Genomic DNA, 22,788 nt, shown 5'->3' on the forward strand with positions numbered 1-22,788 from the left:
AGGTGATGATCGGGCCTGCCGCGTACTGACGCTCGGGTTCGTCGTTCACTTGCGCTCCGCCAGCTTCGCGATCTCGGCGAGGCGGGCGCCGATGCGCTCGACCTCGGACTCGGCAATTTCCTTGCGCGCCTTGATCTTCGCGACCACGTCGTCGGGGGCCTTGGCCAGGAAGCCCTGGTTGCCGAGCTTGCCGGTGGTGCCCGCGAGTTCCTTCTGCGCGGCGGCGAGATCCTTTTCGAGGCGGCGGGCCTCGGCCTCGAGGTCGACGGTCCCGGAGGTGTCGATCTCGACGGTGACGGTGGACGAGCTCAACCGTACCTCGACCGCGGCGGTGGCGGCGAAGTCGTCGCCGGGTGCGGTGAGGCGGGCCAGGTTGGTGATTTCGGTCTGCTGGGCGAGTAGATCCGCGGTGTCCAGGCCGATGAGCTTGGCCGAGACCTTCTGGCTGTCGGACAGGCCCTGGTCGCTGCGGAAGCGGCGGATCTCGGTGATGAGGCGCTGGGCGTCGGCGATGCGGGTGGCTGAAACCTGGTCGGCGGCAAGGCCGGTGGCCCGCGGCCAGGCGGCGACCACGACGGATTCACCGCCGGTGAGCGCCAGCCACAGCTGTTCGGTCACGAACGGGATGGCCGGATGCAGCAGGCGCAGTACCGAGTCGAGCACATTGCCGAGCACGATGCGGGTGCTGGCGGCGCGCTCGGAGGATTCGGCGAACTGCACCTTGGCCAATTCCAGGTACCAGCTGCAGAATTCGTCCCAGGCGAAGTGGTAGAGCGCCTCGCAGGCCTTGCCGAATTCGTAGCGGTCGAAGCTGGCGTCGACCTCGGCGCGCACCTCTTCGAGGCGGTCCAGGATCCAGCGGTCGGTATCGGTGAGTATCTCGCGGGCGGGCAGTTCGCCCGGCTGCGCACCGTTCATGAGCGCGAACTTGGTGGCATTGAACAGCTTGGTGACGAAGCTGCGCGAGGCGGTCACATGCGCGGTGCCGACCGAGAGGTCGCCGCCGGGCTGTGCGCCGCGGGCCAGGGTGAATCGGGTTGCGTCCGCACCGTATTCGTCGATCCAGTCCAGCGGGTCGATGCCGTTGCCGCGCGACTTGGACATCTTCTTGCCGTGTTCGTCGCGAATCAGGCCGTGCAGGAACACATCCTGGAACGGGACCTGCTTCTGCTCGGCATCCTTGCCTGTGGTGAGCACCGGATCGTCGGAGACGAACATGCCGAACATCATCATGCGGGCGACCCAGAAGAACAGGATGTCGTAGCCGGTGACGAGAACGCTGGTGGGATAGAACTTCTCGAGTTCGGCGGTGTTGTCCGGCCAGCCCATGGTGGAGAAGGGCCATAGGCCCGACGAGAACCAGGTGTCAAGGACGTCCGGGTCCTGCACGTAGCCCTCGGGGGCCTGCTCGTCCGGGCCGACGCAGACGATCTCGCCCGCGGGGCCGTACCAGATCGGGATGCGGTGGCCCCACCACAGCTGACGCGAGATGTTCCAGTCGTGCATATTGTCGACCCAGTCGAACCAGCGCGGTTCCTGGCTGGCGGGGTGAATCGTGACGTCCCCGTTGCGGACCGCGTCGCCGGCCGCCTTGGCAATGCCCTCGACCTTGACCCACCACTGCATGGACAGGCGCGGTTCGATGGGTTCGCCGGAGCGCTCGGAGTGGCCGACCTGATGCTTGTACGGGTAGACGCGGCCGACCACGCGGCCCTCGGCCTCGAGGCGTTCGCGGATCTTGAGCCGGGCTTCGAAGCGGTCCATACCGTCGAATTCGGTTCCGCTGTCGGCGATCTTGCCGGTCTTGTCCATGATGGTCGGCATGGGCAGGTTGTGCCGCAGGCCGAGCTCGAAGTCATTGGGGTCGTGCGCTGGGGTGATCTTGACTGCGCCGGAACCGAATTCGGGGTCGACGTAGTCGTCGGCGACGATCGGGATCTGGCGGCCGGTGATCGGGTGGTAGAGCGTGGTGCCGATGAGTGCCAGGTAGCGCTCGTCATCGGGGTGCACGGCCACGGCGGTATCGCCGAGCATGGTCTCCACGCGGGTGGTGGCCACGATCACATGCGGCTCATTGTCGTTCAGTGAGCCGTAGCGCAGTGAGACGAGTTCGCCGTCGACCTCTTTATGGTCGACCTCGAGGTCGGAGATGCCGGTCTCGAGCACCGGCGACCAGTTCACCAGGCGCTCGGCGCGGTAGATCAAGCCCGCTTCGTAGAGGCGCTTGAAGATGGTCTGCACGGCGCGGGAGAGTCCGTCGTCCATGGTGAAGCGGTCGCGGCTCCAGTCGACGCCGTCGCCTAGGCGGCGCATCTGGCCCTGGATCTGGCCGCCGGACTGGCGCTTCCAGTCCCAGACCTTGTCGATGAAGAGTTCGCGGCCGAAGTCTTCCTTGGTCTTGCCGTCGACGGCGAGCTGCTTCTCCACCACGGATTGGGTGGCAATGCCGGCGTGATCCATGCCCGGCAGCCAGAGCACCTCATATCCCTGCATGCGCTTGCGGCGGGTGAGCAGGTCCATCAGGGTGTGGTCGAGGGCGTGGCCCATATGCAGGGTGCCGGTGACATTCGGCGGGGGCAGCACGATCGAGTACGCGGGCTTTTCACTGCTCGCATCGGCGGTGAAGTAACCAGCGGCTACCCAGCGCTCGTACAGGTCGGCCTCTACCTCACTGGGGTTCCAGCTTTTGGGGAGGGCATCGGCACGATTACGCGGGTTCTCAGAGGCTGTGCTGGTCACCGTGCGATTCTAATTGAGACCCCGGCAGGGCTTGACAGCGCGGCTGCGACGGGTGTGAGGGCCGGAAGATTTCCGGAGAAAGCCGAAGGGCGGAACCTTCGGCGGATGAGGGACACCGAAGGCCCCGCCTTCGAAGGTAAGCCTACCGCCGATTCCGGCGGGTCTCTCGGATCCATAAGCAATTCTCAGGTTCTGGGCCAAATGCGCCAGGGTAGGCCACAATTCGTTGCATGTGCGTTGCGTGGGCCGCATGGCCTTCGCTACCCGCAGCGGAGCTGCGTAGGCGCAGAGGCGAATCCGGGCAAGACCCGAATATTATTGGCGGCCAGCGGTTTTCGAATACTCCGGCGGTTCTGACTGCATTGCATTTCACACTCCGAGTCGGGTTTGCGGGCCGGGCGACTGTCGTAAAGTCCGAAGATGCCGTACGTAGCTCGTGGGGGCGCGAAGATCCACTACACCGATACGGGAGGGGATGGACCGGCGGTTTTGCTGGGGCACAGCTTCTTCATGGACCACGAGAGCTTCGCCCCGCAGCGGGCCGCGCTGGGTCCGCACTATCGGCTCATCTGTATCGACTCCCGTGGTCATGGACTCTCCGAGGACGACGGAACACCGTTCAGCTATTGGGACCTGGCGCGCGACGCCTGGGCGGTGGCCGATCACCTCGGTATCGAGCGCGCCGTGGTCGGCGGGGTCGGGCACGGCGCGTTCACCGCGGTCCGGATGGCACTGCTGGCCCGGCCGCGATCCCGGGGAGTGATCGCGATCGGCTCCACCGCCGATGCCATGCCCGCACGCCGCAAACCCGGATACCGCGAGGTCCTCGATGCCTGGGCCGGGACCGCGCCGCTGACCCCGATCATCAAAATGGTGTCGGCGCTGACCATCGGCGGGACCGATGACGATAAACAACCGTGGCGCGACAAATGGCTGGCCGGTGATCGCACCCGGCTGCGGCTCTCCACCGACTGCCTGATCAACCGGGATTCGGTACTTCCGCTACTCGGCGAGATCGATTGTCCCGCGCTGGTTTTGCGTGGCGTCGGGGATCAGACCGCCGATCCGGACGAGGTATCGCGGATGGCGCGGGCGTTCGGGGTGCCGACGACGGTGCACACCATCGCGGGGGCCGCCATGTCCCCGAATCTCACACACCCGGACGCGGTGAACGCCCTGTTGCGGGGCTTTCTCGACGGGCTGCCGGACTGATCACGCCGCACCGGCTCCGAGCAGGCCGATGAAGAGTTGATGCGTGAATTGCGGTGTGGTGCTGCGGTAGCGCTGCACGATCACGTCGAAGACACTGGCGGTCTTCGGGTTTCGCAACCGGATCCGGAATTCCGGACGGCCGATCCGCACATGCGCGTCCTCCCAGAGGCGGCGGAAGTCGGCGTGCTCGCCGAGATCGCCGAGCAGCAGGTCGATTTCGTCGCGATCGTTGACAGCGGCGGCATAGGCGCGGAAACGGCCGACCATGAGCCGGGCCTCCTGCTCCCACTCCTCTATAACTATGCGGGCACGCGGATCGGTGAAGAGCCAGCGCAATACGTGCCCGCCACGACCCAGACCCGGAAACGCTTCGCCGAAGGCGCTATTGCAGTCGACGATGTACCAGCCCTCGTCCAGGGCGGCGGCCAGGTGCGGGAGCAGTGCGTCCAGGGTGGTGCGCACCATGCTCGCGGCGGTGCTGTTGGGCCGCAAGGGTTCCGGGATCGGCGGGGTGGGGCGCTGCTGCGCCAGATGGTAGAGGTGCACGCGTTCGGCGGCGTCCAGGCAGAGCACGCCGGCGAGTGAATCCAGAATGGCCGGACCGGGATTGAGCGCCTCACCCTGTTCGATCTTGGCGATATAGCCGAGGCTGGCGTGGGTGGCCTCGGCCAGTTGTTTGCGGGTCAGGCCCGCCGGATGCTTCGGAGTGGGGCCGGTACGGCGTTCCCGGACGAACTCGGCGAGGGTGGGGGTGCGCAACAGCTCCACGGTGGCCACCGCGATGTCATTGTCGGACAACAGTTCTCCGCTCCACAGCTCCGGCCCCCGAATCGCACCCTACCGGGCGACGGCGCACTCCCCCAGCCTGCGGGCGATCGCGTGCTACCCCTGCCGGTGGCACCGCGACAAGGGGGTGTCTCGGCGAGTGGTACCTGTGCGCGGCGCAGATCCTGACTGGGGTATCCCAGCGGTTGCCGAATTCCGGCCCGTCACTTGATATTTGGCTCGGGGCAGCAGCGAGACCGGGCAGGAGCTAGGGCATGGGCATCACTTCGCGCACCATTCGGATCGGCGAGCAAAGCTATCGGTACTCCTTCGGCGAGGATTGTCTCGCCGAAATAGCGGACGGTATCTCCGAATTGCAGGCCGACACCTTGATATTCGTCACCGACGATACGGTGCTCGGGCTGTACCGCACGGTCATCGAGCGGCTGTCGGGCAATACCCCGGCGATTGTGCTCAGCCATCATGCGGGTGAATCCATGAAGACGCTCTCCTGCCTCACCGAACACCTGGAGTCGGCGCTGCGGGCGGGCGCGACCCGGCGCTCGGTGGTGGTGGCCCTGGGTGGCGGGGTGCCCGGAAACCTGGCCGGGCTCATGGCGAATCTGCTGTTCCGGGGTGTGCGACTGGTGCATGTACCGACCACGACCATCGCCGCCATGGATTCGGTGCTGTCGCTGAAACAGGCGATCAACTCCCCGGTCGGAAAGAATCACCTGGGCACCTACTACGCGCCGACCGCGGTCTATGCCGATGTGCGACTCTTCGCGACACTGCCGGCGGACGAATTACGCTCCGGCTACTGCGAAATGGCGAAGAACTGCCTCGCCATTCGACCTGCGGCAGCGGAGCGGCTACGCGCGATAATCGACGCCGGCGAATTGGCCACACCGGCCGCCCTCACCTGGCTGCTGGATGCGAGCATCGATGCCAAAACCGCTGTCACCCGGGAAGATACCTTCGAACGCCGGTCCGGATTGGTGCTGGAATACGGGCACACCGCCGGGCATGCCATTGAAATCTGTGATCACCGGGCGCGCGGCGCGGCCGGTATTTCGCATGGCGCGGCGATTGCGGTGGGAATGCTGGTGGCGGCGCATATCTCGCATGCGCGCGGCTGGCTGTCCGATGACGAGGTGAGCGCGCACTACGAGATCATCACCGGACTCGGGGTGGAACCCTGCCTGCCGCAAGCGGTTTCGGCGGCCGATGTGCTCGAGGTGATGGACGACGACAATAAGAAGGGCTACCTCGACTCGCGCCCCGATTCGCTGCCGTTCGTGCTGCTGCGCGGACTCGGCCGCCCCGCGATGACGGATGACCTTCCGCTGGTCCACGTTTCGAGGCCCGAGATTCGAGAGGCCCTGGAAGTAATCACCAAGACCTTCCCGGGCGAACCCCTAACTCCCCCGTCATCCCGGCATGCTTTTGGCCGGGATCCACACCTGGAGTGGCTCAGCTGATTTCGGTGGATTCCCGCCAAAAGCATGCGGGAATGACGGGGTTGGTCGACGACATCACGACTTCATCTTCAGTAGGAGGATCATGCTCGCGATTCATGGTGGTGAACCCGTACGAGGCGCGGCTGCTTGGCCGCGGTGGCCACAGTACGACGAGCGGACCGAGGCGGAACTGCTTGCCGCACTGCGGTCTTCGCGGTGGTCGGTGAGCTGGTACGCGCCCGAGGGTGGGAAGTCCCGGGAGCGGCTGTTCGGTGAAGCGTTCGCGCGGTACAACGGTGCGGCGTACGGGGTGAGTGTCGATCATGGTTCCAGTGCGCTGGTCATCGCACTGGAGGCGCTGGGGGTCGGTCCGGGTGATGAGGTGATCGTGCCCGCGCTCACCTGGGTTGCGCCCGCGACCGCAGTCCTGCGGGTCGGGGCGCTGCCGGTACTGGTCGATGTCGATCCCGACACCGGTTGTGTGACAGCGGATCAGGTGCGGGCGGCGCTGTCCGGGCGCACCCGGGCGGTGATCGCGGTACATCTGGCGTGCACGGTGGCGCGCGTCGACGAGCTGGTCGCGGTCACCAGCGCGGCGGGTATCGCGCTGATCGAGGACTGTTCGCAGTCGCATGGTGCGCGCTGGTCGGGGCGCGCGGTCGGTACCTTCGGCGATATCGGGGTGTTCAGTCTCGGTGCGGCCAAATCCCTGGCGGCGGGCGAGGCCGGCGCGGCCATCACCGACAGCCTCGAGCTGTATCGGCGAATGCTCATGCTGCGCGCCGATTCTCGTGGCTACAGCGAGGGACCGCCCGGGGCCGGGGAGTACGAGTTGGTCGAGCTCGGCGAGATCATGGGCGGCAATTACTGCATGTCCGAGCTGACCGCTGGGATACTGCTGGATCAGCTGCCACGCCTGAACGATCAACACGCCCGGCGGGCCGTGCGGGCAACGGAACTGGAGGACGGGCTGGCGCGGATTCCCGGCCTGAGCTCGATTCCCGTTCCGGCCCAGGTGGATCGCCGGGCCGTCTACGAGTACGGCATTCGATTCGAGCCGGGAACCTTCGGTACCGCGCCGGTAGAACACGTCGCGGCGGCCTTGACCGCAGAGCTGGGCACCAAGGTGTATCCGCCACGCGCCCCCCTACCGCGCAGCAATCTGCTTCGCCCACAGTCGAAACCACGCTTCGCACGGTTCTGGGATGACGACCGGGCCTTCGGGCGCACCTTCCCGGGCGCGGAGCACTACCGCGAGCACACCCTGCTCCTGCATCACAGCGTCCTACTCGGCGAACGCGCCGATATCGACGACATTCTCACCGCTCTGGCGAAGGTCCATGCGCTCTCGGATGCCTTCGATGGCGCGGATTCCGCTGTACGGAAAGGTATTTCGGCATGACTTCGGAGCTGATCTCCAGCCAGGAGGGCATCTGTCCCGTCACCGGTGCACGGGCGTCCGGTATGAGTCGCACGCTGACACCGACCGGCGATCCGGCGTGGCTGGCCACCGGATATCACCTGGTGCGGGAGTTGTTCGTGGAGCCGAATCTGGGTCGCTCGCATCCGAATCCCGAAACCGCTTCTCGCATGGGCGAATCCGCGTTCTTCGGTGGTCCGGTCGGGAATTTCGCCAGTGAGCGCGCGGATCATCTGCGCATGAAATCTCTTTTGCAGCCGCACTTCTCGGTGCGTCGGATGCGGGAGTTCCAACCGCGCGTGGAGGCCATCACCGCGCGGCTTATCGACGATATGGCGGCGCAGGGGTCTGCGGCGGATCTACACACCGCGCTCGCCGTGCCGCTCCCGCTGCTGGTGATCTGCGAACTACTCGGCGTGCCATATGAGGATCAGGATCGGTTCCGCGAGTGGGTTTCCGCGGTGGGCAATGTGTCCGACCGCGCGAAAGCGGAATGGGGTGTGGGCGAACTCTTCGAGTACTGCCGTCAGTCGGTGCAGCGCAAGCGCCGTGATCCCGGCGATGATGTCACCTCGCGACTGTGCGCCGATCCCGAACTGAGCGAACAGGAGATCGCCACCTTCGCCATGATGCTGCTGTTCGCCGGGCATGAGACCTCGGTCGTGCATATCGGGGTCGGGGTGCTCATGCTGCTGGCGGAGCCGTCGCTGTGGCGCACGCTGCACGAGAATCCGGCGCTGCTGCCCACCGCCACCGAGGAATTGCTGCGCGCCTGCGAACCCACCAACCTGCCGCGCTATGCCCGCACCGACCTGGACGTGCGCGGAGTGCGGGTGGCCGCCGGTGATCTGGTACTGCTCGGACTGACCTCCGCCAACCATGATCCGACCGTGTTCACCGAACCGAGCCGGGTGGACTTCACTCGCCAGGAGGGCACGCACTTCACCTTCGGCTACGGTGCGCGGTACTGCATCGGCGCACCGCTGGCGCGGATCGAACTGCAAGCCGCCTTCGGACAATTGGTTTCACGGTTTCCGGATATGCGACTCGCGGTGGACAAGGAGACCCTGATCATGCGGGACGAGGTCTTCACCGGCGGATTGCATACCCTGCCGGTGCGGTGGTGAGGCGGTACAACCGCGTGCACCGATACCGGATTCCGGGATATATCAGGGGAAATCCCGGTTGTCCCAGCGGATTCCACTGCCGATGCTGGAGGAGTGACCAAACCGTTGGAACCGGCCACCGCCGCCGACCCCGCGTATCTACAGCCGCGCACAATGGCACCGCATCAGGTGCATGACCTGCGCGGCCGGCTCGTTCGCGAATTGCGTTATCCCGCAACAGCTGCCGTGATCTTCACCGGCGTCCCCGGCGCCGGGAAGAGCACCGCCCTGCGAAAACTGTTCGGGGACTACCCCGATGCCATCATCCCCGCCCGCAGCCCCGCCGGCGCGGTCCTGGTCGATTCCCAGCAGTCCCGCAAATGGTGGCAGCGCCACCTGAGCGCGGTCCCCTACCCCCTGCTGCTGCCGGTAGTGCACCTCACGCACTACCTGCGCATTCGCGCCGCATTGACCCGCACGGACGGCCCGGTCGTCATCCACGACTGCGGCACCCGCAAATGGGTGCGCCGCCTGGTCACGACCTGGGCCCGCAGCCGAGGCCGCGAGGTCCACGAGATCATGATCGACGCACCCGCCGAACTCGCACGCGCAGGCCAGATCTCTCGCGGCCGCACCGTGAGCACCCTCAGCTTCCAATGGCACTGCATGCGCTGGCAACACCTCGTCGACCGCGCCGGAGCGGGCGTAAAGCCCGACCCCGCCCCCAATTCGGTAGTAATCCTGGACCGCGCCGCAGCAACCGCCCTGACCAAGGTCTCCTTCACCGCCTGACTCGCGAGCACACCACGCACAACGAAACCGCCATCCCGGCATGCCCCTTCCGCGATCCCGGCAGGACCCCTTCGTCATCCCGGCGCGTGTTTGGCCGGGATCCCCCTACCGCGGACGAAGTCCGAGGGTGGTGAGGTCGAGTAGGCGTTCCCAGTCACCACTGCCTGCGCGAATCGTGGCCGAGATCGCGCCGACCAGCATGTAGACGTCCGGCACCGTGCAGTCGGCGCGCACGGTGCCCGCTTCCTGATCGCGGGTGATGACGTCGCCGATGACGACTTCCAGCCGGGTGCGGGATTCGCCGCGCGGTTCACTACCGGCGGTATGCCGGGCCGATTCTATTGCGGCGGAGAGGGTTTGGTCGGTGGCCAGCAGGGAGCCGACGTGGCGGAGATAGCGGTCCAAGCCCTGACCCGGCGGGGTCTTGGTAAGGCATTCGGTGCGGGCGAACTCCTCGATCTCCTCGAAGCGCTGTGCGGCGACGGCCTCGATGAGGTCGGCCTGGGTCGGGAAGTGGCGGTAGACGGTTCCCATGCCGACTCCGGCGGCGCGCGCTATCTCCGGGAGTTGGACGCGGCTTCCGTTCTCGGCCAGCAGGATTCGCGCGGTCTCCAGCAGCCGGTCGCGATTGCGGGAGGCGTCGGCCCGGGGTTTGCGGGGGGTTGACATGAATGTTCCTTCTCGGGTTTGCTTTAAACGGAGCCGGACTCCGGTTCCGTTTCACCTGAAAGGGTATCAGCATGTCCCAGAATCGTTTTCTCCTGCTCCAGCCCGGCGAAGTACGGCCGGGTCGCATCCCGCTGCCGCCGGCCTTCGCGGTCAAGGCGGCGACCGCCGATACCGAGGGCCACTTCTCCATGCTGGAGGTAACCCTCGCGCGCGATATCCCCAGGCACACCCATCATGTCGCCGACGAGTCGATCTATGTGCTGGACGGCGTGCTCGAGGTCGAATTCGACGATCGCGTCCTGACGGTGACGGCGGGCATGTTCGTGCTGCTCCCGCACGGGATTCCGCACGCGCTGCGCTGCGGGTCCACCCCGCCGCCGCGACTGCTGCAGATCTCCTCGCCCGGCGGCTGGGAATGCTATCTGGAGGATCTCTTCGAGGCCGGGCCGAGCGTGCTCACCAATGGTGCGCTGGACCCGGCGAAGATCAACCCCATTGCCGCGAAGTACGACATTCGATACGAGGAGACCGCCACGCCGCGGACTTGAAACGGCTGTGCCCCGCACACTCCGGTGCGGGCACAGTCGATTACGCTGCGCGGTAAGCGCTTTCGGATCAGGGTACGAGAATGTCCAAGGCGCCCCGGTGCGCGATGAAGGTGGCGGGCAGCTTGCCCGCCGGGTCGCCGTCCGCCGTCGCGGGGGCATCGGGCGCGGTGAGGGTGAACCGCGCCGCCCGGTACTGGGTGGTGGCCGGATGTTCGATCCGCTTGCCCGCCGACAGTGCGGGCAAGAGCCGCAACAGGTCTCGCCGCGGCATGGCACCCACGACGGTGAGGTCCAGCAGTCCGTCGTCGATGACCGCGTCCGGAGTGATGAGCATGCCACCGCCGTAGGTGCGGGTATTGCCGACCGCGACCATGATGGCGTCCCGCTCGATCACGGTGCCGTCCGGATGATCGGGCGAGCCGTGCAATTCGATGCGGTACGGCACCGCGAGCTTGCCGACCAACTCCAGCAGCGCCGCCGCGGTGTAGCGCATCGGCCCCTTCGGCCAGCGCATCTCATTGGCGCGCAGCGTGACTCGCGCGTCGAAGCCGGTACCGGTGACGGTCGCGAACCACATGGGCCGGTCGGCGGTCTCGGCCTGTACGGTGCCCAGGTCGATGGTGCGGGTCCGGCCGCGCAGCACCGTATCGACGGCGGCGGCCGTGTCATCGGGAATGCCGACCTCGCGGGCCAGATCGTTGCCGGTGCCGCCGGGCACCAGTCCGAGCGGCACCCGGGTGCCGACCAGGGCCTGCAACACCACGCAGGTGAGGCCGTCACCACCCGCCGCGATCACGGCATCGGGGCGAATCTCCGTATCCGCGAGCGCCTTTCGCAGCCGGTCTTCGGTATCGGCCGCCGAATCGCCGCGAATCTCGGTGACCCGCACGCCGCGATCGGTGAACAGGTTGGCGGCGGTGACCGCGACCTGCACGCCCTTGCCGTGACCGGAGAGCGGGTTGGTCACCAGCAGGATGGAGTGAATCTCTGTCACGGAATGAGCTTTCCAGGGTTCATGATTCCGGCAGGGTCCACGGCATTCTTCACCGCGCGCAGCACCTGGACGCCGAGATCACCGACTTCGTCGGTCATCCACGGACGGTGGTCCGCGCCGACGGCATGGTGGTGGGTGATGGTGCCGCCCGCCGCGACAATCGCATCGCCGACGGCACGCTTTGCCTTGGCCCACTGGGCGATCGGGTCGTCGGCCTGTTTGGCCACAATGGTGAAGTAGAGCGACGCACCGGTCTGGTACGTGTGCGAGATATGGCACATGACCAGGGCGGGAGCGCCCTGCGCGGTGAGCGAATCCGTCAGCGCGGTGGTGACTTTCGCCTTCAGATTCTCGAGATTCGACCAGTTGGTGGCGGTTTCGAGGGTCTCGCAGAGAATCCCGGAGTCCAGCAGCGCGTCTCGCAGATACGGTGCGGCGAAGCGGCCGTGCTCCCATTCCCGGGCCGGCTTCTCGCCGAGTGCGATACCGCCGGCTGCGGTGAGCAGGTCGGCGGCCTCGGTGCCGCGATGCGCGACATGCGCCGGGGTGCCCTCGAAGGTGGTGACGGCCAGGCAGCCGCCGACGGTCGCACCGCCGATATCGCCGGCGCGGGCCAGGTTCAGCCCGGTCTCGGCCTCATCGGAGAGGCGCATGACGGTGGGGGCCGCGCCCGCCTGGATCACCGTGCGCAGCGCGTGCGCGCCGGTGGCGAAGTCGGGGAACGACCAGGCTTGGTAGGCGGTGGTTTCCGGTACCGGGTGCACGCGCAGGGTGACGGCGGTAATGATGCCGAGGGTGCCCTCCGAGCCGGAGAAGAGTTCCCGCAGATCCGGTCCGGCCGCCGAGGCGGGGGCCCGGCCCAGGTCGAGACTGCCTGCGGGCGTGGCGATTCGGAGCCGCTGGATCATATCGTCGAAGCGGCCGTAGCCGGCCGAGGCCTGACCCGAGGAGCGGGTGGCGGCGAAGCCGCCGATGGTGGCGTATTCGAAGCTCTGCGGGAAGTGGCCGAGCGAAAGTCCGTGCTCGGCAAGGAGTTCCTCGGCGCGCGGACCGGTGAGGCCCGCGCCCAGGGTGACGGTGCCGCTGATCGGATCGACCTCGGTAATGGTGTCGAGGCGGCGCAGGTCCAGGGCGATGACGGTCGCGAAAATGCCTCGGGCCGGGTCCAATCCGCCGACGACGCTGGTGCCGCCACCGAAAGGAACCACGGCGATTCCACTGGCACTGCAGTATTCGAGCAGTGCGGTGACCTCGTCATGATCTGCGGGGAAGAGCACGGCGTCGGGGGCGTCCTGCGGTGCGGTATCGCGGCGGCGCAGCAGATCCGGGGTGCTCTTGCCACCCGCGTGCCGCAGGCGGTCGCGGTGGTCGAGGGAGATATTGTCCGTACCGACCACCGCGCCGAGCCCGGCATGCTGTTCCGGGGAGAGGACCGATGTGCGCAACGGCACGTCGCCCTCATCGCGACGGGTCGCCGGTTCACCGGATACCCCGAATACCTGCGCGAGCAGTCCCCGGATCTGTTCGGGCAGCGGTTTGTGTCCGGACGGGGAGCCCCAGGCGTCCCACACCATACTCGCGCGGGCCTGCGGCTCGCCCGGGTTTGCCGTGGATGCGGAGGCTGCTCGTGTATCGACCATGCGTTACAGTCTGACATAGAATGTCAAGCAGTAACGAAACCCTCCCAAGGATGGTGGCAATCATGGCCTCGACCGAACCATCCTCCGCCGTCGATCTGGCCATCCTCGACGCGGCGCGCGCCTGCGTGGCCGAGTTCGGGGTGCGGCGCACCACCCTCACCGAGGTCGCCCGCCGCGCCGGGGTGAGCCGGCCGACCGTGTACCGGCGGTGGGCCGATACCGGATCGCTGGTGGCGGACCTGCTGGTGCGCGAACTCCGCGAAATCATGGCCGAGGTCATACCCGGGGGCGGCACCGCCCGCGCCCGGCTGGTCGGCGCGATTGTCGGCGGCGGATCCATGATGCGACGGAATCCGCTGTTCGCCAAGATCTTCCGCACCGACGCCGATGTCATGCTCACCTATGTCTTCGAACGGCTGGGCCGCAATCAGCGCGCGCTCATCGGACTGTTCGCCGAAACCATTCGAGAAGGCCAGCGGGAAGGGTCGATTCGCGACGGGGAGCCCGAACAGCTGGCGGCCATGCTGCTGCTGCTGGCGCAGTCGGCCGTCCAATCCGCGGGCACGGTCACCGATTTCCTCGACTCCGAGCACCTCGATCTCGAGCTCACCCGCGCCATCGACGGATACCTGGCACCCGAGGGAAAACCGTAGCGGCGCACCGTCATCCCGCTCACCCACACTTGCAGCACAGCGAAAGGTCTTCCAATGAACGGCACTTCGGCTCAGCCCAGCTCGGCGCTCAATGCCGAACGGCGGCAACGTGAATGGGCGGCGCTCGGAGCGGGCGAGACCATCGATGTGCTGGTGATCGGGGGCGGGATCACCGGGGCGGGCGTGGCGCTGGACGCCGCCTCGCGCGGACTGCGCACCGTGCTGGTGGAGAAGCACGATCTGGCCTTCGGAACCAGCCGGTGGAGCTCCAAACTGGTGCACGGCGGACTGCGGTATCTGGCCAGTGGCGGTGTCGGCATCGCACACGAGAGTGCGGTGGAGCGCGATATTCTGCTCACCCGGACCGCACCGCATCTGACTCGGGCACTGCCGCAGGTGGTGCCGCTACTGCCGAATATCGGTGTGGCACAGAAGACTCTGGTGCGAATCGGCTTCCTCGCCGGCGATGTGCTGCGCCGGACGGCGGGCACCTCGGCCTCGGTGCTGCCGCGCTCACGGCGGGTGGCGGCGGCCGAGGCACTGCGGCTCGCGCCGACCGTGCGGCGGGCCGGATTGCGCGGCGGACTGCTCGCCTGGGACGGGCAGCTCGTCGATGATGCCCGACTGGTGGTGGGCATCGCGCGCACCGCCGCGCTGCACGGGGCATCGATTCTCACCCGGGTCGAGGCGACCGATGTCACCGGCACCACGGCTCTGCTGACCGACCGGCTCACCGGCGAAACCCGTTCCGTCACAGCGCGTTCGGTGATCAATGCGACCGGGGTCTGGGCCGATCAGGTCGACCCGAGTATCGAACTGCGGCCCTCGCGCGGCACCCATCTAGTGTTCGATGCCGCGGCCTTCGGGGGACTCACCGCCTCGCTGACGGTGCCGATTCCGGGCAGCACCAGCCGCTTCATCTTCGCCTTCCCCGCCGCGCACAATCGCGTCTACCTGGGTCTCACCGATGAGGAAGCTCCCGGGCCCGTGCCGGATGTCCCGCACGCCACCGAAGCCGAGATCGACTTCCTGCTCGATACCGTGAATACAGTCCTGCGAGAACCCCTCACCCGCAACGATATTCGCGGCAGCTACGCGGGCCTGCGACCGCTGCTGCGCACCGGCGACGACAGCACCGCCGACATCTCCCGCGAACACGCCGTGCTCACCTCCCCCACCGGCGTGATCACCGTGGTCGGCGGCAAACTCACCACCTACCGCAAAATGGCCGAGGACACCGTGGACGCCGCCATCGCGCACGCCCACCTCACCGCATCCCCCTGCCGCACCCGCAATCTGCCGCTGATCGGCGCGGTCTCCGGCAAGGCCCGCGACGGCATCGAAGCCCCCAACCGCCTGGTCGAACGCTACGGCAGCGAGGCGACCGCCATCCTCCAACTGGCCCAGCAGAATCCGGCCCTGGCCGAACCGGTGGCCCCCGGAATCAACGTCACCGCAGCCGAATTCGTCTTCGCCACCACCCACGAGGGCGCCCTCGACATAGACGACCTCCTGGACCGCCGCACCCGCATCGGCCTCGTCGACTCCGACCGCAAAGCCGCCACCCCCGCCGCCGAGGCCGCCCTCCCCCACCCCTGACCCAAGATCAACGGGACCTGACGCAGGCATCGGCCGGAGAACGGCCCGCCCGCAGGTCCCGTTGATCTCGAATTCGAGCGCGTTCAGAAGAAGACGCCGCAGCCGGAGCCGGTGGGCAGACCGGTGCCCACGGTGAGGTCCAGCCACGGGATGACGTCCTCGCCGGGCATGCTGTGCTGGATTATCGTGATGCGGTGCGCACCCGGAGTCGCGGGCGTCCAACGCCCGATAGCGAGCCTGCCGGATGGTTTGGCCACCGCGAACTGGATGCCGTTGTCATAGAAGACAACCGGCGTCGACGGATCATCCACATACCCGTTGATCGCATAACTACACCCGGTGCCGTAATTGGTCCCCAAACCGAAACTCTGCCCGGGTTCCGCCCCGACCTGGGTACCCGTGGCCCCGGCGGGCGCGGCGAGCCCGGTAAACGCAGCCGCAACCGCCAGCACAGCGAGGGCCGCGGCAGATGCGGAGCGAGCGCCGCCGGTCACCGACCTGGCTGAGCCACCCGCCGATCCGACCGCAGCCCCACATGAAGCGGGAGTGCTCGCTGCTGCCACCGGGCGGATAGCGCGCCAGTTCCTGGTAATCGTGGCCATAGGTTCGGTCCTCATCGGGTATGCCGGAGCCGGATGCCCCGGCACGATCCCCCGATCCTCGCGCGCCGGACCGGACTGCGCCGAGTATTGCCACAAATCTGGCGAGTCCCTATCCCACAAACAGTCTCGTCGTCGACCCATGCGGGGCGGACGGACGCGGCCCACACGGTCCGCGGCGGGATCGAGCGCGGCGGACGATCCGGTGATGCCCGACGGTTCAGCGCGGCCCGACGGTTCGGCGCGGCCGGCGATTCAGCGCGGCCAGGCGATTCGGCACGGTCGGCGATTCAGCGCGGCCAGGCGATTCGGCGCGGTCGGCGGGTTCGACCTCGGCGGACCGGTTGGCACAATTCGCGACGGCTGCGCGGAGGGTGCGAAGGGTCCTATGCTGGGCACGATATTGGCGGGCGCCGGATAGGAGGCCCGAATGGGGCGGATTCCGACCACTGTCGGGCTGATGCGCGGGGACGGGCTGGTCGCGCGGTTCGGCAGTGTGGTCATCTATCTGGCCGGGGCGAGCCCCTCCACCGAGCGGATTCTCGGGGCGGCCGAGACGGCGGCGACCGCGGCCGATCCCGGGGTGGCGATCGCGCAGCGGCTGGCGGCGACGGTATTCAGCAGTGGGTCGGCGCAACCGCCCGCGTTCGGGGTCGTCGCGCCTACCGCGGGCGGGATTCTGGTGCTGCTGCGGGGGTCGGTGCGCGCGGTCGTCGACGGGCCGGAGGGGGCACGGCAGCTCTCCGGGGTGCGGGCCATGACCTGGGTCGATGAGATCCTGCGTGATCCGGTACGCAAACTGTCGGTCGCCGCGGAGACCGATCCGGGCACCGTGATCCCGCACACCGACCTGCGCTCCGGCGTGGTCGCGGCGGGCGGATTCCTCATGCACGCCCCGCCCACCGGCAGCACACCCCACGCCCGCACCACCGCCGCCACCCCGAAACCCCCACCACCCGAAACCCACCCGGCAGTCCCCACCCGCGACCCGACCAGACGCGCCCCGATCCCCACCCCCTCCCACACCCGCTTCTCCACCCCAGGCAATCCGGAACAGCCGCAACGAGATTCCGCCGCCACCCCGGGTGATTCGGAGCCGGGCCGCCGCCCGCCCGGAAGATCGGAGGGAAGCCCTCACCCGCCTGGCGAATCGGAGGGTCGCCCTCGCACACCGGACGAATTGCAGAGCCGTCCCCGCACACCCGGCGAATTGCAGAGTCGACCCCGCACATCGGGGAGTTCAGAGGATCGCCCTCGCACGCCCGGGAGTTCGGAGCCTGTTCGGCCCGCTTCCGGGGACTCCGAGCCGATGCGGCGGCAGGCTGCGACCACGCCGGCGGTGCCGCCACCGGAGGAGACGCAGGCTGTTTCCGCGGTGCATGCCGAGCACGATCGGGCGGCCGGTTCGGGCCCGATCCGCACTGGCCCGGCCTCCGATCGCACGCCGGATCAGGAGGCGGCGGGCGGGCCGAATCTCGCGAAAGCGGTGCAGCGCGAGGCCAGTGCGGTGAGTTCTCCCTCGGCCGAGACGTACTTGGATGCGGCCGATCTGCCGCCCACCGCCGCCTATGATGCGAAATCGGCTGCTGCCGAGGAGGATTCGGCTCCCAAGGTGAAACCGTTTGCGGGCCGGGCGGAGCCGGAGACAGATAAGCTCGGTGGCCGCCTCGGCGCGCTCACCAGCACGGATGGTGCGGTCTACCCGTTGGACCGGCCCTATGTGATCGGGCGCGATCCCATGATCGACGAATCGATTCGCCGCGCGGCCGCCGCACCCATTGTCATCCCCCGCGATAGGCACGTATCCCGTGTCCACGCCCACGTTTTCATCGATAAGGGCACCGTCCTGGTGCGCGATGCCGCCACCCCGGGCGGGACCTTCATGGCCGCCCCGGGCGCGCCGGACTGGATCCGCGTGGGCCAGCGGCCGGTGGAACTCAAACCCGGGTGGAGTCTGCGGGTAGGTGAACGCATCCTCACCTACCGTCCCAACCAGGCACGCCGCTGAACCGCTAGGAGCGCTCTCCCATCACGCCGCCGAACCGCTAGGCACGCTCTCGCATACGGAGCACGCGGACGTATCGGAAGCGTTTGCCGACACGACGGCAGCCGATCGCGAGGGCAGCACCGGAAGCGGCTCCCACTGTGGCGCAAAGGATTACGGCGGAGATAGCCGGCTCCTGACCGAGTAGCACCCAGGACGCACCCGCGCCGGCTACGCCGAGCAGGGCCGCACTGAGGGCGAGGCCGACTGTGGCCGCAATGCGGGAACTGCCCCGGCGCAGGGTGCGGGCGTTGGATTCGGCGTACGCGGCGGCGAACAGGACCAGGAGCAACAGTCCGATGGCGGTGGCGGTCGTGGTGGCGCGCTGGGTGGAATGCACCCCGAATCGGTAGGCCGCGACCTCGGAACCATTGCGGGACAGGGTCAATTCGCCGGTCATATCTCCGGCCAGCACGTACGGATTCACCGGCGGCGAAACCTCGGCCTCGGTCCCCGGTTGCAAGGCGGTGGCCGCTCCACCGACCTTCGTCCCCAGCACATTCAGTGACAGCCGGACCGAATCCGCGTCCGCCCCAACCACAGTGACCGGCACCGGCTTAGACAGATCCAGTTCCACCCGGCTCACCGCGGCCGGATCCACCCCCGCGATCCGAACCGCCCCGGCCGCCGGAAGCTCCCGCCCCGGCCCCGCCCCGATCCCCAGCACCGCGACCCCGCCCACCACCGCGGCCAGTACCGCGGCCGCCAGAAACGGCATCCGTGGCGACCGCAGCGTGACCACCCGCTGCACCGGCACCAGATCCTTACGATCCACATCGACCAACCGAACCCCGTTGTGCTGTATGGGTTCCAATGGCCGCACCCGAATCATCGGGCCACCCATCCACCCTGCGGCCGCCATGGCCTGCCCCCGGTCCGGTGGCCGAACCCGCGGGCCGATCGGGTGATCCGAGCCTGCCGGGGGTTGACCGGTGCGCGCGGCGGGATCCAGTGGATGGCCGGGGCGGGGCGGGGTTTGAGGGCCGCCGAATCCACCGGAGGGGTTGGGGGTCGGCCGGAATCCGCGACCGAATCCGGGGCGGAGTTCGTGGGGCGCAGGGGTTTCGGGAGGGGGGACCGAGTCGCGGGTCATCCCCTGGTTCGAGTGCGAAATGGGGCTGCGGCCGGCTGGATTCGGGATGTGGCCCAGGCCAGAGGGATTGGGGGTGCGGCCGGGATCGCCGGAGGGGTAGGGGTCGACGCCGGATTGTGGGCGGGGGAAGGGTGGGGGCGTCAAGGGGCGGGGGGTGCCGGTGGCGGCGGCGACTATGGTGTCGGCGCCTATCAGGGGGATGCCTACGGGGGTCAGCCAATTGGTGCCCCAGCAGAGGGCGGCGGGTTCGGCCAGGGCTATGCCGAAGGATTCGGCGGTGTCGAAGCGTTCGGCCGGATCGGGGGCGAGGCCGCGCATGACGGCCTCGGCTATGGGTTGGGGGACGGTGGGGGCTACCGAGTCGAGGGGGACCGGCTCGCCGTAGGCGTGCGCGAAGAGCATGGACATGGCGTCCTGGCCGGGCGGGAAGGGGAGGGTGCCGGAGAGGAGTTGGTAGAGCATGGTGGCCAGCGCGTAAACGTCCGTGGACGGGGAAAGCTGTTGGCCGCGAACCTGTTCGGGCGCGATATAGGAGGGCGTGCCGATAATCTCGCCCGCACGCGTGACCAGGGTGTCCTCGCCGCCGACAATCTTGGCTATGCCGAAATCGGTGAGCTTCAGCGTCCCGTTGGCGGCGAACATGAGATTGGAAGGCTTCACATCGCGGTGCAGGATCCCGTTCCGGTGCGCCGCGTCCAGCCCGGCGGCACAGGACAGTGCGACCGCGACCGCGGCGGTGGCCTCGAATCCCGCTGTGATGAACCGTGTTTCGACCGTTCCGCCCGGCAGGTACTCGAGCACCAGCAGGCACATATCCTCATGCTCGATGTAGTCGTACACCGGCACCACATGCGGATGATCCAGTGCCGCCATAACTCTCGCCTCGGCGACGAAGCGCCGCCGCACCTGCATATCGTCGGCGAACTGCGGCGGAATCTGCTTGATCGCCACCCGCCGATTCAGTCCGCGATGCGTCCCCGCCAGCACCACCCCGCAGCCGCCGCGCCCCACCTGCCCCTCCACCACATATCCGGGCAGCGCGGCCCGCACCCGTGCGATATCCCCCTGATTCAAATCCCGCACACTCATCGCCCCGCACCCCCTGGCCGAAACCGCCACTCCCCCGGCGTATCTCGAATGGTCGGCTCGTCCTCCCCGGCCGGAACCGGCTTGCGGACAACAGGATCGCGGGCGATGGTCTCATCCGTGCCGCCCGCCGGAACAGGCTTACGGTCGACGGCCTCCCGGCCGATGGTCTCGTCCGCGCCGCCCACCGGGTAGCCGAGGATCTCCAGTTCGTCGGGCGAAAGGATCGGGGTGCCGCCGGGCGGCGGTGTGGTGGAGCGGGGATGCTGCGGGCCGGGGCCGCCGACGATCGGCATCGGCCGACTCGGCGTTCTGCCCGGATTGAAGCGGACCGGCTCCGGGAGGACAGGGGGCCGATAGCCGGAAGGGCCGGGGGCCATGGACGGCTGGGGGATGAATGGCTGGTAGGGAATGGGAGGTGCCTGATCGGAGGTGGCGGCGGCGTAGCCGTGGGCGTCGAGTTCGCGTGCGGCGGCGAGGTCTTCGGCGTCCAGATTCAGATCGCTGGGTGGGCGCGGGGTGGGTGAGAGGTATCCGGCGAGGAAGAACAGGGTGGCGGTGACGCCCGCCAGGGCCAGCCAGAGCGGGGTGCCCGGGACCCACCAGCGGCCCACCGAGGCGGTGAATCCGATCATGAGGCCGAGGCCGAGACCCGGGGCCAGCAGCCGGAGTCCACGCTGCCAACGATTGACCGAAAGACGGTGTCCGGCAACGGTCAAGGCGGCATCGGCTATGGCCAGGGCGGTCAGCACGGCCAGGATGATGCCGAAGAGGCCGTAGACCGAGAGCAGCGAACCACGCACATCCACAACGGTGTGCGCACTGGTCAACGGTTTACCGTCGGCACCGATCAGCGTGAGATCGGCACCGATCAGGCCGGTGGCCTGGCCGTCCAATCCGGCGGGGTCCAGGCGATAGGTCAGCTTGTCGGATTTGCCTGCGGCCACGGTCAATTCGACCGAGGTGGAGTACGAGAAGAAGTTCAGGCCCAGGACATGACCGGCCAGGTCGACCCGGCGCACCGTCACCGGTTTGGCGGTGCCGTTGACGACCTCGACCACCACCTGACTGACCTTGCCCGGATCCAGGCGGACGGGATTGCGGGCATCGGCCCCGGAGATGGCGCGGCCTTCAATCGTGACATTGGTCCGCACCCCGCCTTCGGCGCTACCCGGTCCCGCACCGAATATCAATGCGGCACCGAGTAATACGGCCGAAACCCCGGCCAGGACGCGGCAGCAGCGACGGATATTCATCGGGGCCTCCGGGCGGGCAGATGGGATACCAGTCGGTGGCCGTAGAACCAGCCGCCGATGAGTAGGAAGAACAGCAGCACGGTCGCGGTGGCGGCACCCCCGCCGACCTGGCTGACCAGTACGACATCCAGCGCCGCCGCGAGTTTGGGCCCGCACTCCGCGGTCACCTCATGATGACCGATTTCGGTTGCGCCCGTTGGCAATGTGGCATCGAAACCACCATCGGATCGGGCGCGGGTATCCGCGGCGCTCGTACCGCCTATGGAGAGCTTCACGTTGGCATTCGGATCGCAGCCGCGACCCGTCACCGTCACCGGCGCGCCGGGGGATACCGCGACCGGGTTCACGGACAGGCCGGTGTTGACCGGGAACACATCATTCGACTTCGGGTTCGCGGGCTGGGTGGTGCCCGGATCCGGTTGCGGCACCACACTTTCACTCGGATTCGTGGTCGGGGGCGGAGTAACCGGCGGCTGAGTGGTCGGCGGATTCGTTGTACCCGGATTCGGGTTCCCACCACCGGGATTGGGGTTCCCGCCGCCGGTATCGCACTTCCCATTCGCAGGTTGAACTGACCCGTCCGGGCACTTTTTCGGCGGCTCGGTCGTCGGGCACACACCATTCGCGGGCACCACCGAACCGTCAGCGCACGTCTTCGGCGGATCCGTAGTCGGACAGACACCGCTCTCCGGCATGACCGAACCATCGGCACACCTCTTGGGAGGCTCCGTAGTCGGGCACGCACCCCTCGCGGGCACCACCGAACCATCCGGGCACTTCCTCGGCGGATCCGTCGTCGGACAGGCACTGTTCGCGGGCACCACCGAACCGTCAGCGCACGTCTTCGGCGGATCGGTTGTCGGACACACACTCCACGCGGGCACCACCGTGCCGTCCGGGCACTTCCTCGTAAAATCCGTTGTCGGGCATACGCCGCTCTCCGGTACTACCGAACCGTCCGGGCATCTCGGGCGTGGCTTCGCCGAGGGGCATACACCGTTCGCGGGCATCTCCGAACCATCGGTGCAGTACTGCTTCGGCTTCGACCCGCCCGTGCCGTCGTGAGTTCCGCTGCAGTCCGAGCTGTCGCAGCCGTTGTAACCGGGATCGGAG

20 protein-coding genes are annotated in these 22,788 nt (G+C 67.8%); 11 read left to right on the plus strand and 9 right to left on the minus strand.

Annotation, left to right across the window (positions count from 1 at the left end; translation table 11 throughout):
• Nucleotides 1–45 precede the first annotated feature (45 nt).
• On the minus strand, nucleotides 46–2,739 hold the full coding sequence (locus tag GFY24_RS17230) for a valine--tRNA ligase (protein ID WP_309230959.1): 2,694 nt from the start codon (nucleotides 2,737–2,739) through the stop codon (nucleotides 46–48).
• A gap of 420 nt (nucleotides 2,740–3,159) precedes the next feature.
• Between GFY24_RS17230 and GFY24_RS17235 the strand changes: the two genes are divergently transcribed.
• Entirely contained in the window at nucleotides 3,160–3,951 is a 792-nt protein-coding gene (locus tag GFY24_RS17235) for an alpha/beta fold hydrolase (RefSeq protein WP_153806058.1), read from the plus strand.
• On the opposite strand, the gene GFY24_RS17240 is transcribed toward GFY24_RS17235, so the two are convergent.
• Nucleotides 3,952–4,749 carry a helix-turn-helix domain-containing protein gene (locus tag GFY24_RS17240; RefSeq protein WP_153806059.1) on the minus strand — a complete coding sequence of 266 codons (798 nt, stop codon included), beginning with the start codon at nucleotides 4,747–4,749 and terminating at the stop codon, nucleotides 3,952–3,954.
• A gap of 242 nt (nucleotides 4,750–4,991) precedes the next feature.
• On the opposite strand from GFY24_RS17240, the gene GFY24_RS17245 reads away from it, so the two are divergent.
• The 4 genes from GFY24_RS17245 to GFY24_RS17260 all read left to right on the plus strand — a co-directional run bounded on the left by GFY24_RS17245 (nucleotide 4,992) and on the right by GFY24_RS17260 (nucleotide 9,494).
• Nucleotides 4,992–6,197: a 2-deoxy-scyllo-inosose synthase gene (locus GFY24_RS17245; protein WP_153806060.1), complete on the plus strand. Its 1,206-nt coding sequence runs from the start codon at nucleotides 4,992–4,994 to the stop codon at nucleotides 6,195–6,197.
• Nucleotides 6,198–6,279: 82 nt separating this feature from the next.
• A complete protein-coding gene (locus tag GFY24_RS17250) occupies nucleotides 6,280–7,578 on the plus strand; it encodes a DegT/DnrJ/EryC1/StrS aminotransferase family protein (RefSeq protein WP_194852905.1) in 1,299 nt (432 codons plus the stop codon).
• The gene (locus GFY24_RS17255) at nucleotides 7,575–8,723 is read left to right on the plus strand and encodes a cytochrome P450 (protein WP_228566391.1); all 1,149 of its coding nucleotides are present in this window, start codon (nucleotides 7,575–7,577) and stop codon (nucleotides 8,721–8,723) included. Before GFY24_RS17250 ends, GFY24_RS17255 begins: the two co-directional genes overlap by 4 nt.
• 93 nt (nucleotides 8,724–8,816) lie before the next feature.
• Nucleotides 8,817–9,494: an AAA family ATPase gene (locus GFY24_RS17260; protein WP_309230960.1), complete on the plus strand. Its 678-nt coding sequence runs from the start codon at nucleotides 8,817–8,819 to the stop codon at nucleotides 9,492–9,494.
• A 105-nt stretch (nucleotides 9,495–9,599) separates the two neighbouring features.
• On the opposite strand, the gene GFY24_RS17265 is transcribed toward GFY24_RS17260, so the two are convergent.
• A complete protein-coding gene (locus GFY24_RS17265; protein ID WP_153806062.1) occupies nucleotides 9,600–10,163 on the minus strand; it encodes a TetR/AcrR family transcriptional regulator in 564 nt (187 codons plus the stop codon).
• Between the two features lie 71 nt (nucleotides 10,164–10,234).
• On the opposite strand from GFY24_RS17265, the gene GFY24_RS17270 reads away from it, so the two are divergent.
• Nucleotides 10,235–10,711 (plus strand): cupin domain-containing protein, encoded by a 477-nt coding sequence (locus tag GFY24_RS17270; protein ID WP_153806063.1) that lies wholly within the window; start codon nucleotides 10,235–10,237, stop codon nucleotides 10,709–10,711.
• Nucleotides 10,712–10,778: 67 nt separating this feature from the next.
• Here GFY24_RS17270 and GFY24_RS17275 read toward each other — a convergent pair whose 3' ends face one another.
• Entirely contained in the window at nucleotides 10,779–11,705 is a 927-nt protein-coding gene (locus GFY24_RS17275) for a YegS/Rv2252/BmrU family lipid kinase (RefSeq protein WP_309230961.1), read from the minus strand.
• On the minus strand, nucleotides 11,702–13,279 hold the full coding sequence (locus GFY24_RS17280; RefSeq protein WP_153806241.1) for an FAD-binding oxidoreductase: 1,578 nt from the start codon (nucleotides 13,277–13,279) through the stop codon (nucleotides 11,702–11,704). The genes GFY24_RS17275 and GFY24_RS17280 overlap by 4 nt, the downstream gene beginning before the upstream one ends.
• Before the next feature lie 128 nt (nucleotides 13,280–13,407).
• Here GFY24_RS17280 and GFY24_RS17285 point away from each other — a divergent pair, with 128 nt between their 5' ends.
• Both GFY24_RS17285 and GFY24_RS17290 read left to right on the plus strand, forming a co-directional pair.
• Nucleotides 13,408–13,998: a TetR/AcrR family transcriptional regulator gene (locus tag GFY24_RS17285; RefSeq protein WP_228566392.1), complete on the plus strand. Its 591-nt coding sequence runs from the start codon at nucleotides 13,408–13,410 to the stop codon at nucleotides 13,996–13,998.
• A gap of 54 nt (nucleotides 13,999–14,052) precedes the next feature.
• Nucleotides 14,053–15,597, plus strand: a complete 1,545-nt coding sequence (locus GFY24_RS17290; protein ID WP_153806065.1) for a glycerol-3-phosphate dehydrogenase/oxidase — start codon at nucleotides 14,053–14,055, stop codon at nucleotides 15,595–15,597.
• 83 nt (nucleotides 15,598–15,680) lie between these two features.
• Here the strand turns inward: GFY24_RS17290 and GFY24_RS17295 are convergent, their stop codons facing one another.
• A complete protein-coding gene (locus tag GFY24_RS17295) occupies nucleotides 15,681–16,091 on the minus strand; it encodes a hypothetical protein (RefSeq protein WP_153806066.1) in 411 nt (136 codons plus the stop codon).
• A gap of 313 nt (nucleotides 16,092–16,404) precedes the next feature.
• Here GFY24_RS17295 and GFY24_RS17300 point away from each other — a divergent pair, with 313 nt between their 5' ends.
• Nucleotides 16,405–16,617, plus strand: coding sequence for a hypothetical protein (locus tag GFY24_RS17300; protein WP_153806067.1), 213 nt, complete (start codon nucleotides 16,405–16,407; stop codon nucleotides 16,615–16,617).
• Between the two features lie 9 nt (nucleotides 16,618–16,626).
• Entirely contained in the window at nucleotides 16,627–18,204 is a 1,578-nt protein-coding gene (locus tag GFY24_RS17305; RefSeq protein ID WP_153806068.1) for an FHA domain-containing protein, read from the plus strand.
• A 37-nt stretch (nucleotides 18,205–18,241) separates the two neighbouring features.
• On the opposite strand, the gene GFY24_RS17310 is transcribed toward GFY24_RS17305, so the two are convergent.
• Genes GFY24_RS17310 through GFY24_RS17320 form a run of 3 tightly spaced genes read right to left on the minus strand, consistent with a single transcriptional unit; the run spans nucleotide 18,242 to nucleotide 22,106 of the window.
• Entirely contained in the window at nucleotides 18,242–20,422 is a 2,181-nt protein-coding gene (locus GFY24_RS17310) for a serine/threonine-protein kinase (RefSeq protein WP_153806069.1), read from the minus strand.
• Complete coding sequence (locus GFY24_RS17315; protein ID WP_153806070.1) at nucleotides 20,419–21,675, minus strand: hypothetical protein; 1,257 nt, start codon at nucleotides 21,673–21,675, stop codon at nucleotides 20,419–20,421. Before GFY24_RS17315 ends, GFY24_RS17310 begins: the two co-directional genes overlap by 4 nt.
• Nucleotides 21,672–22,106 carry a hypothetical protein gene (locus GFY24_RS17320; protein WP_153806071.1) on the minus strand — a complete coding sequence of 145 codons (435 nt, stop codon included), beginning with the start codon at nucleotides 22,104–22,106 and terminating at the stop codon, nucleotides 21,672–21,674. Before GFY24_RS17320 ends, GFY24_RS17315 begins: the two co-directional genes overlap by 4 nt.
• 262 nt (nucleotides 22,107–22,368) lie before the next feature.
• On the opposite strand from GFY24_RS17320, the gene GFY24_RS17325 reads away from it, so the two are divergent.
• Entirely contained in the window at nucleotides 22,369–22,740 is a 372-nt protein-coding gene (locus GFY24_RS17325) for a hypothetical protein (protein WP_153806072.1), read from the plus strand.
• Nucleotides 22,741–22,788 lie beyond the last annotated feature (48 nt).

Source organism: Nocardia sp. SYP-A9097, from assembly GCF_009649815.1.
Taxonomy (GTDB): Bacteria; Actinomycetota; Actinomycetes; order Mycobacteriales; family Mycobacteriaceae; genus Nocardia.

Coding starts and splice junctions, on each gene's coding strand:
- GFY24_RS17315 (WP_153806070.1), bottom strand. CDS start 21,675: ATGAATATCCGTCGCTGCTGCCGCGTCCTGGCCGGGGTTTCGGCCGTA.
- GFY24_RS17270 (WP_153806063.1), top strand. CDS start 10,235: ATGTCCCAGAATCGTTTTCTCCTGCTCCAGCCCGGCGAAGTACGGCCG.
- GFY24_RS17280 (WP_153806241.1), bottom strand. CDS start 13,279: ATGGTGTGGGACGCCTGGGGCTCCCCGTCCGGACACAAACCGCTGCCC.
- GFY24_RS17250 (WP_194852905.1), top strand. CDS start 6,280: ATGCTCGCGATTCATGGTGGTGAACCCGTACGAGGCGCGGCTGCTTGG.
- GFY24_RS17300 (WP_153806067.1), top strand. CDS start 16,405: ATGCCCGACGGTTCAGCGCGGCCCGACGGTTCGGCGCGGCCGGCGATT.
- GFY24_RS17265 (WP_153806062.1), bottom strand. CDS start 10,163: ATGTCAACCCCCCGCAAACCCCGGGCCGACGCCTCCCGCAATCGCGAC.
- GFY24_RS17305 (WP_153806068.1), top strand. CDS start 16,627: ATGGGGCGGATTCCGACCACTGTCGGGCTGATGCGCGGGGACGGGCTG.
- GFY24_RS17290 (WP_153806065.1), top strand. CDS start 14,053: ATGAACGGCACTTCGGCTCAGCCCAGCTCGGCGCTCAATGCCGAACGG.
- GFY24_RS17235 (WP_153806058.1), top strand. CDS start 3,160: ATGCCGTACGTAGCTCGTGGGGGCGCGAAGATCCACTACACCGATACG.
- GFY24_RS17255 (WP_228566391.1), top strand. CDS start 7,575: ATGACTTCGGAGCTGATCTCCAGCCAGGAGGGCATCTGTCCCGTCACC.
- GFY24_RS17245 (WP_153806060.1), top strand. CDS start 4,992: ATGGGCATCACTTCGCGCACCATTCGGATCGGCGAGCAAAGCTATCGG.
- GFY24_RS17310 (WP_153806069.1), bottom strand. CDS start 20,422: ATGAGTGTGCGGGATTTGAATCAGGGGGATATCGCACGGGTGCGGGCC.
- GFY24_RS17325 (WP_153806072.1), top strand. CDS start 22,369: ATGACCGAACCATCGGCACACCTCTTGGGAGGCTCCGTAGTCGGGCAC.
- GFY24_RS17285 (WP_228566392.1), top strand. CDS start 13,408: ATGGCCTCGACCGAACCATCCTCCGCCGTCGATCTGGCCATCCTCGAC.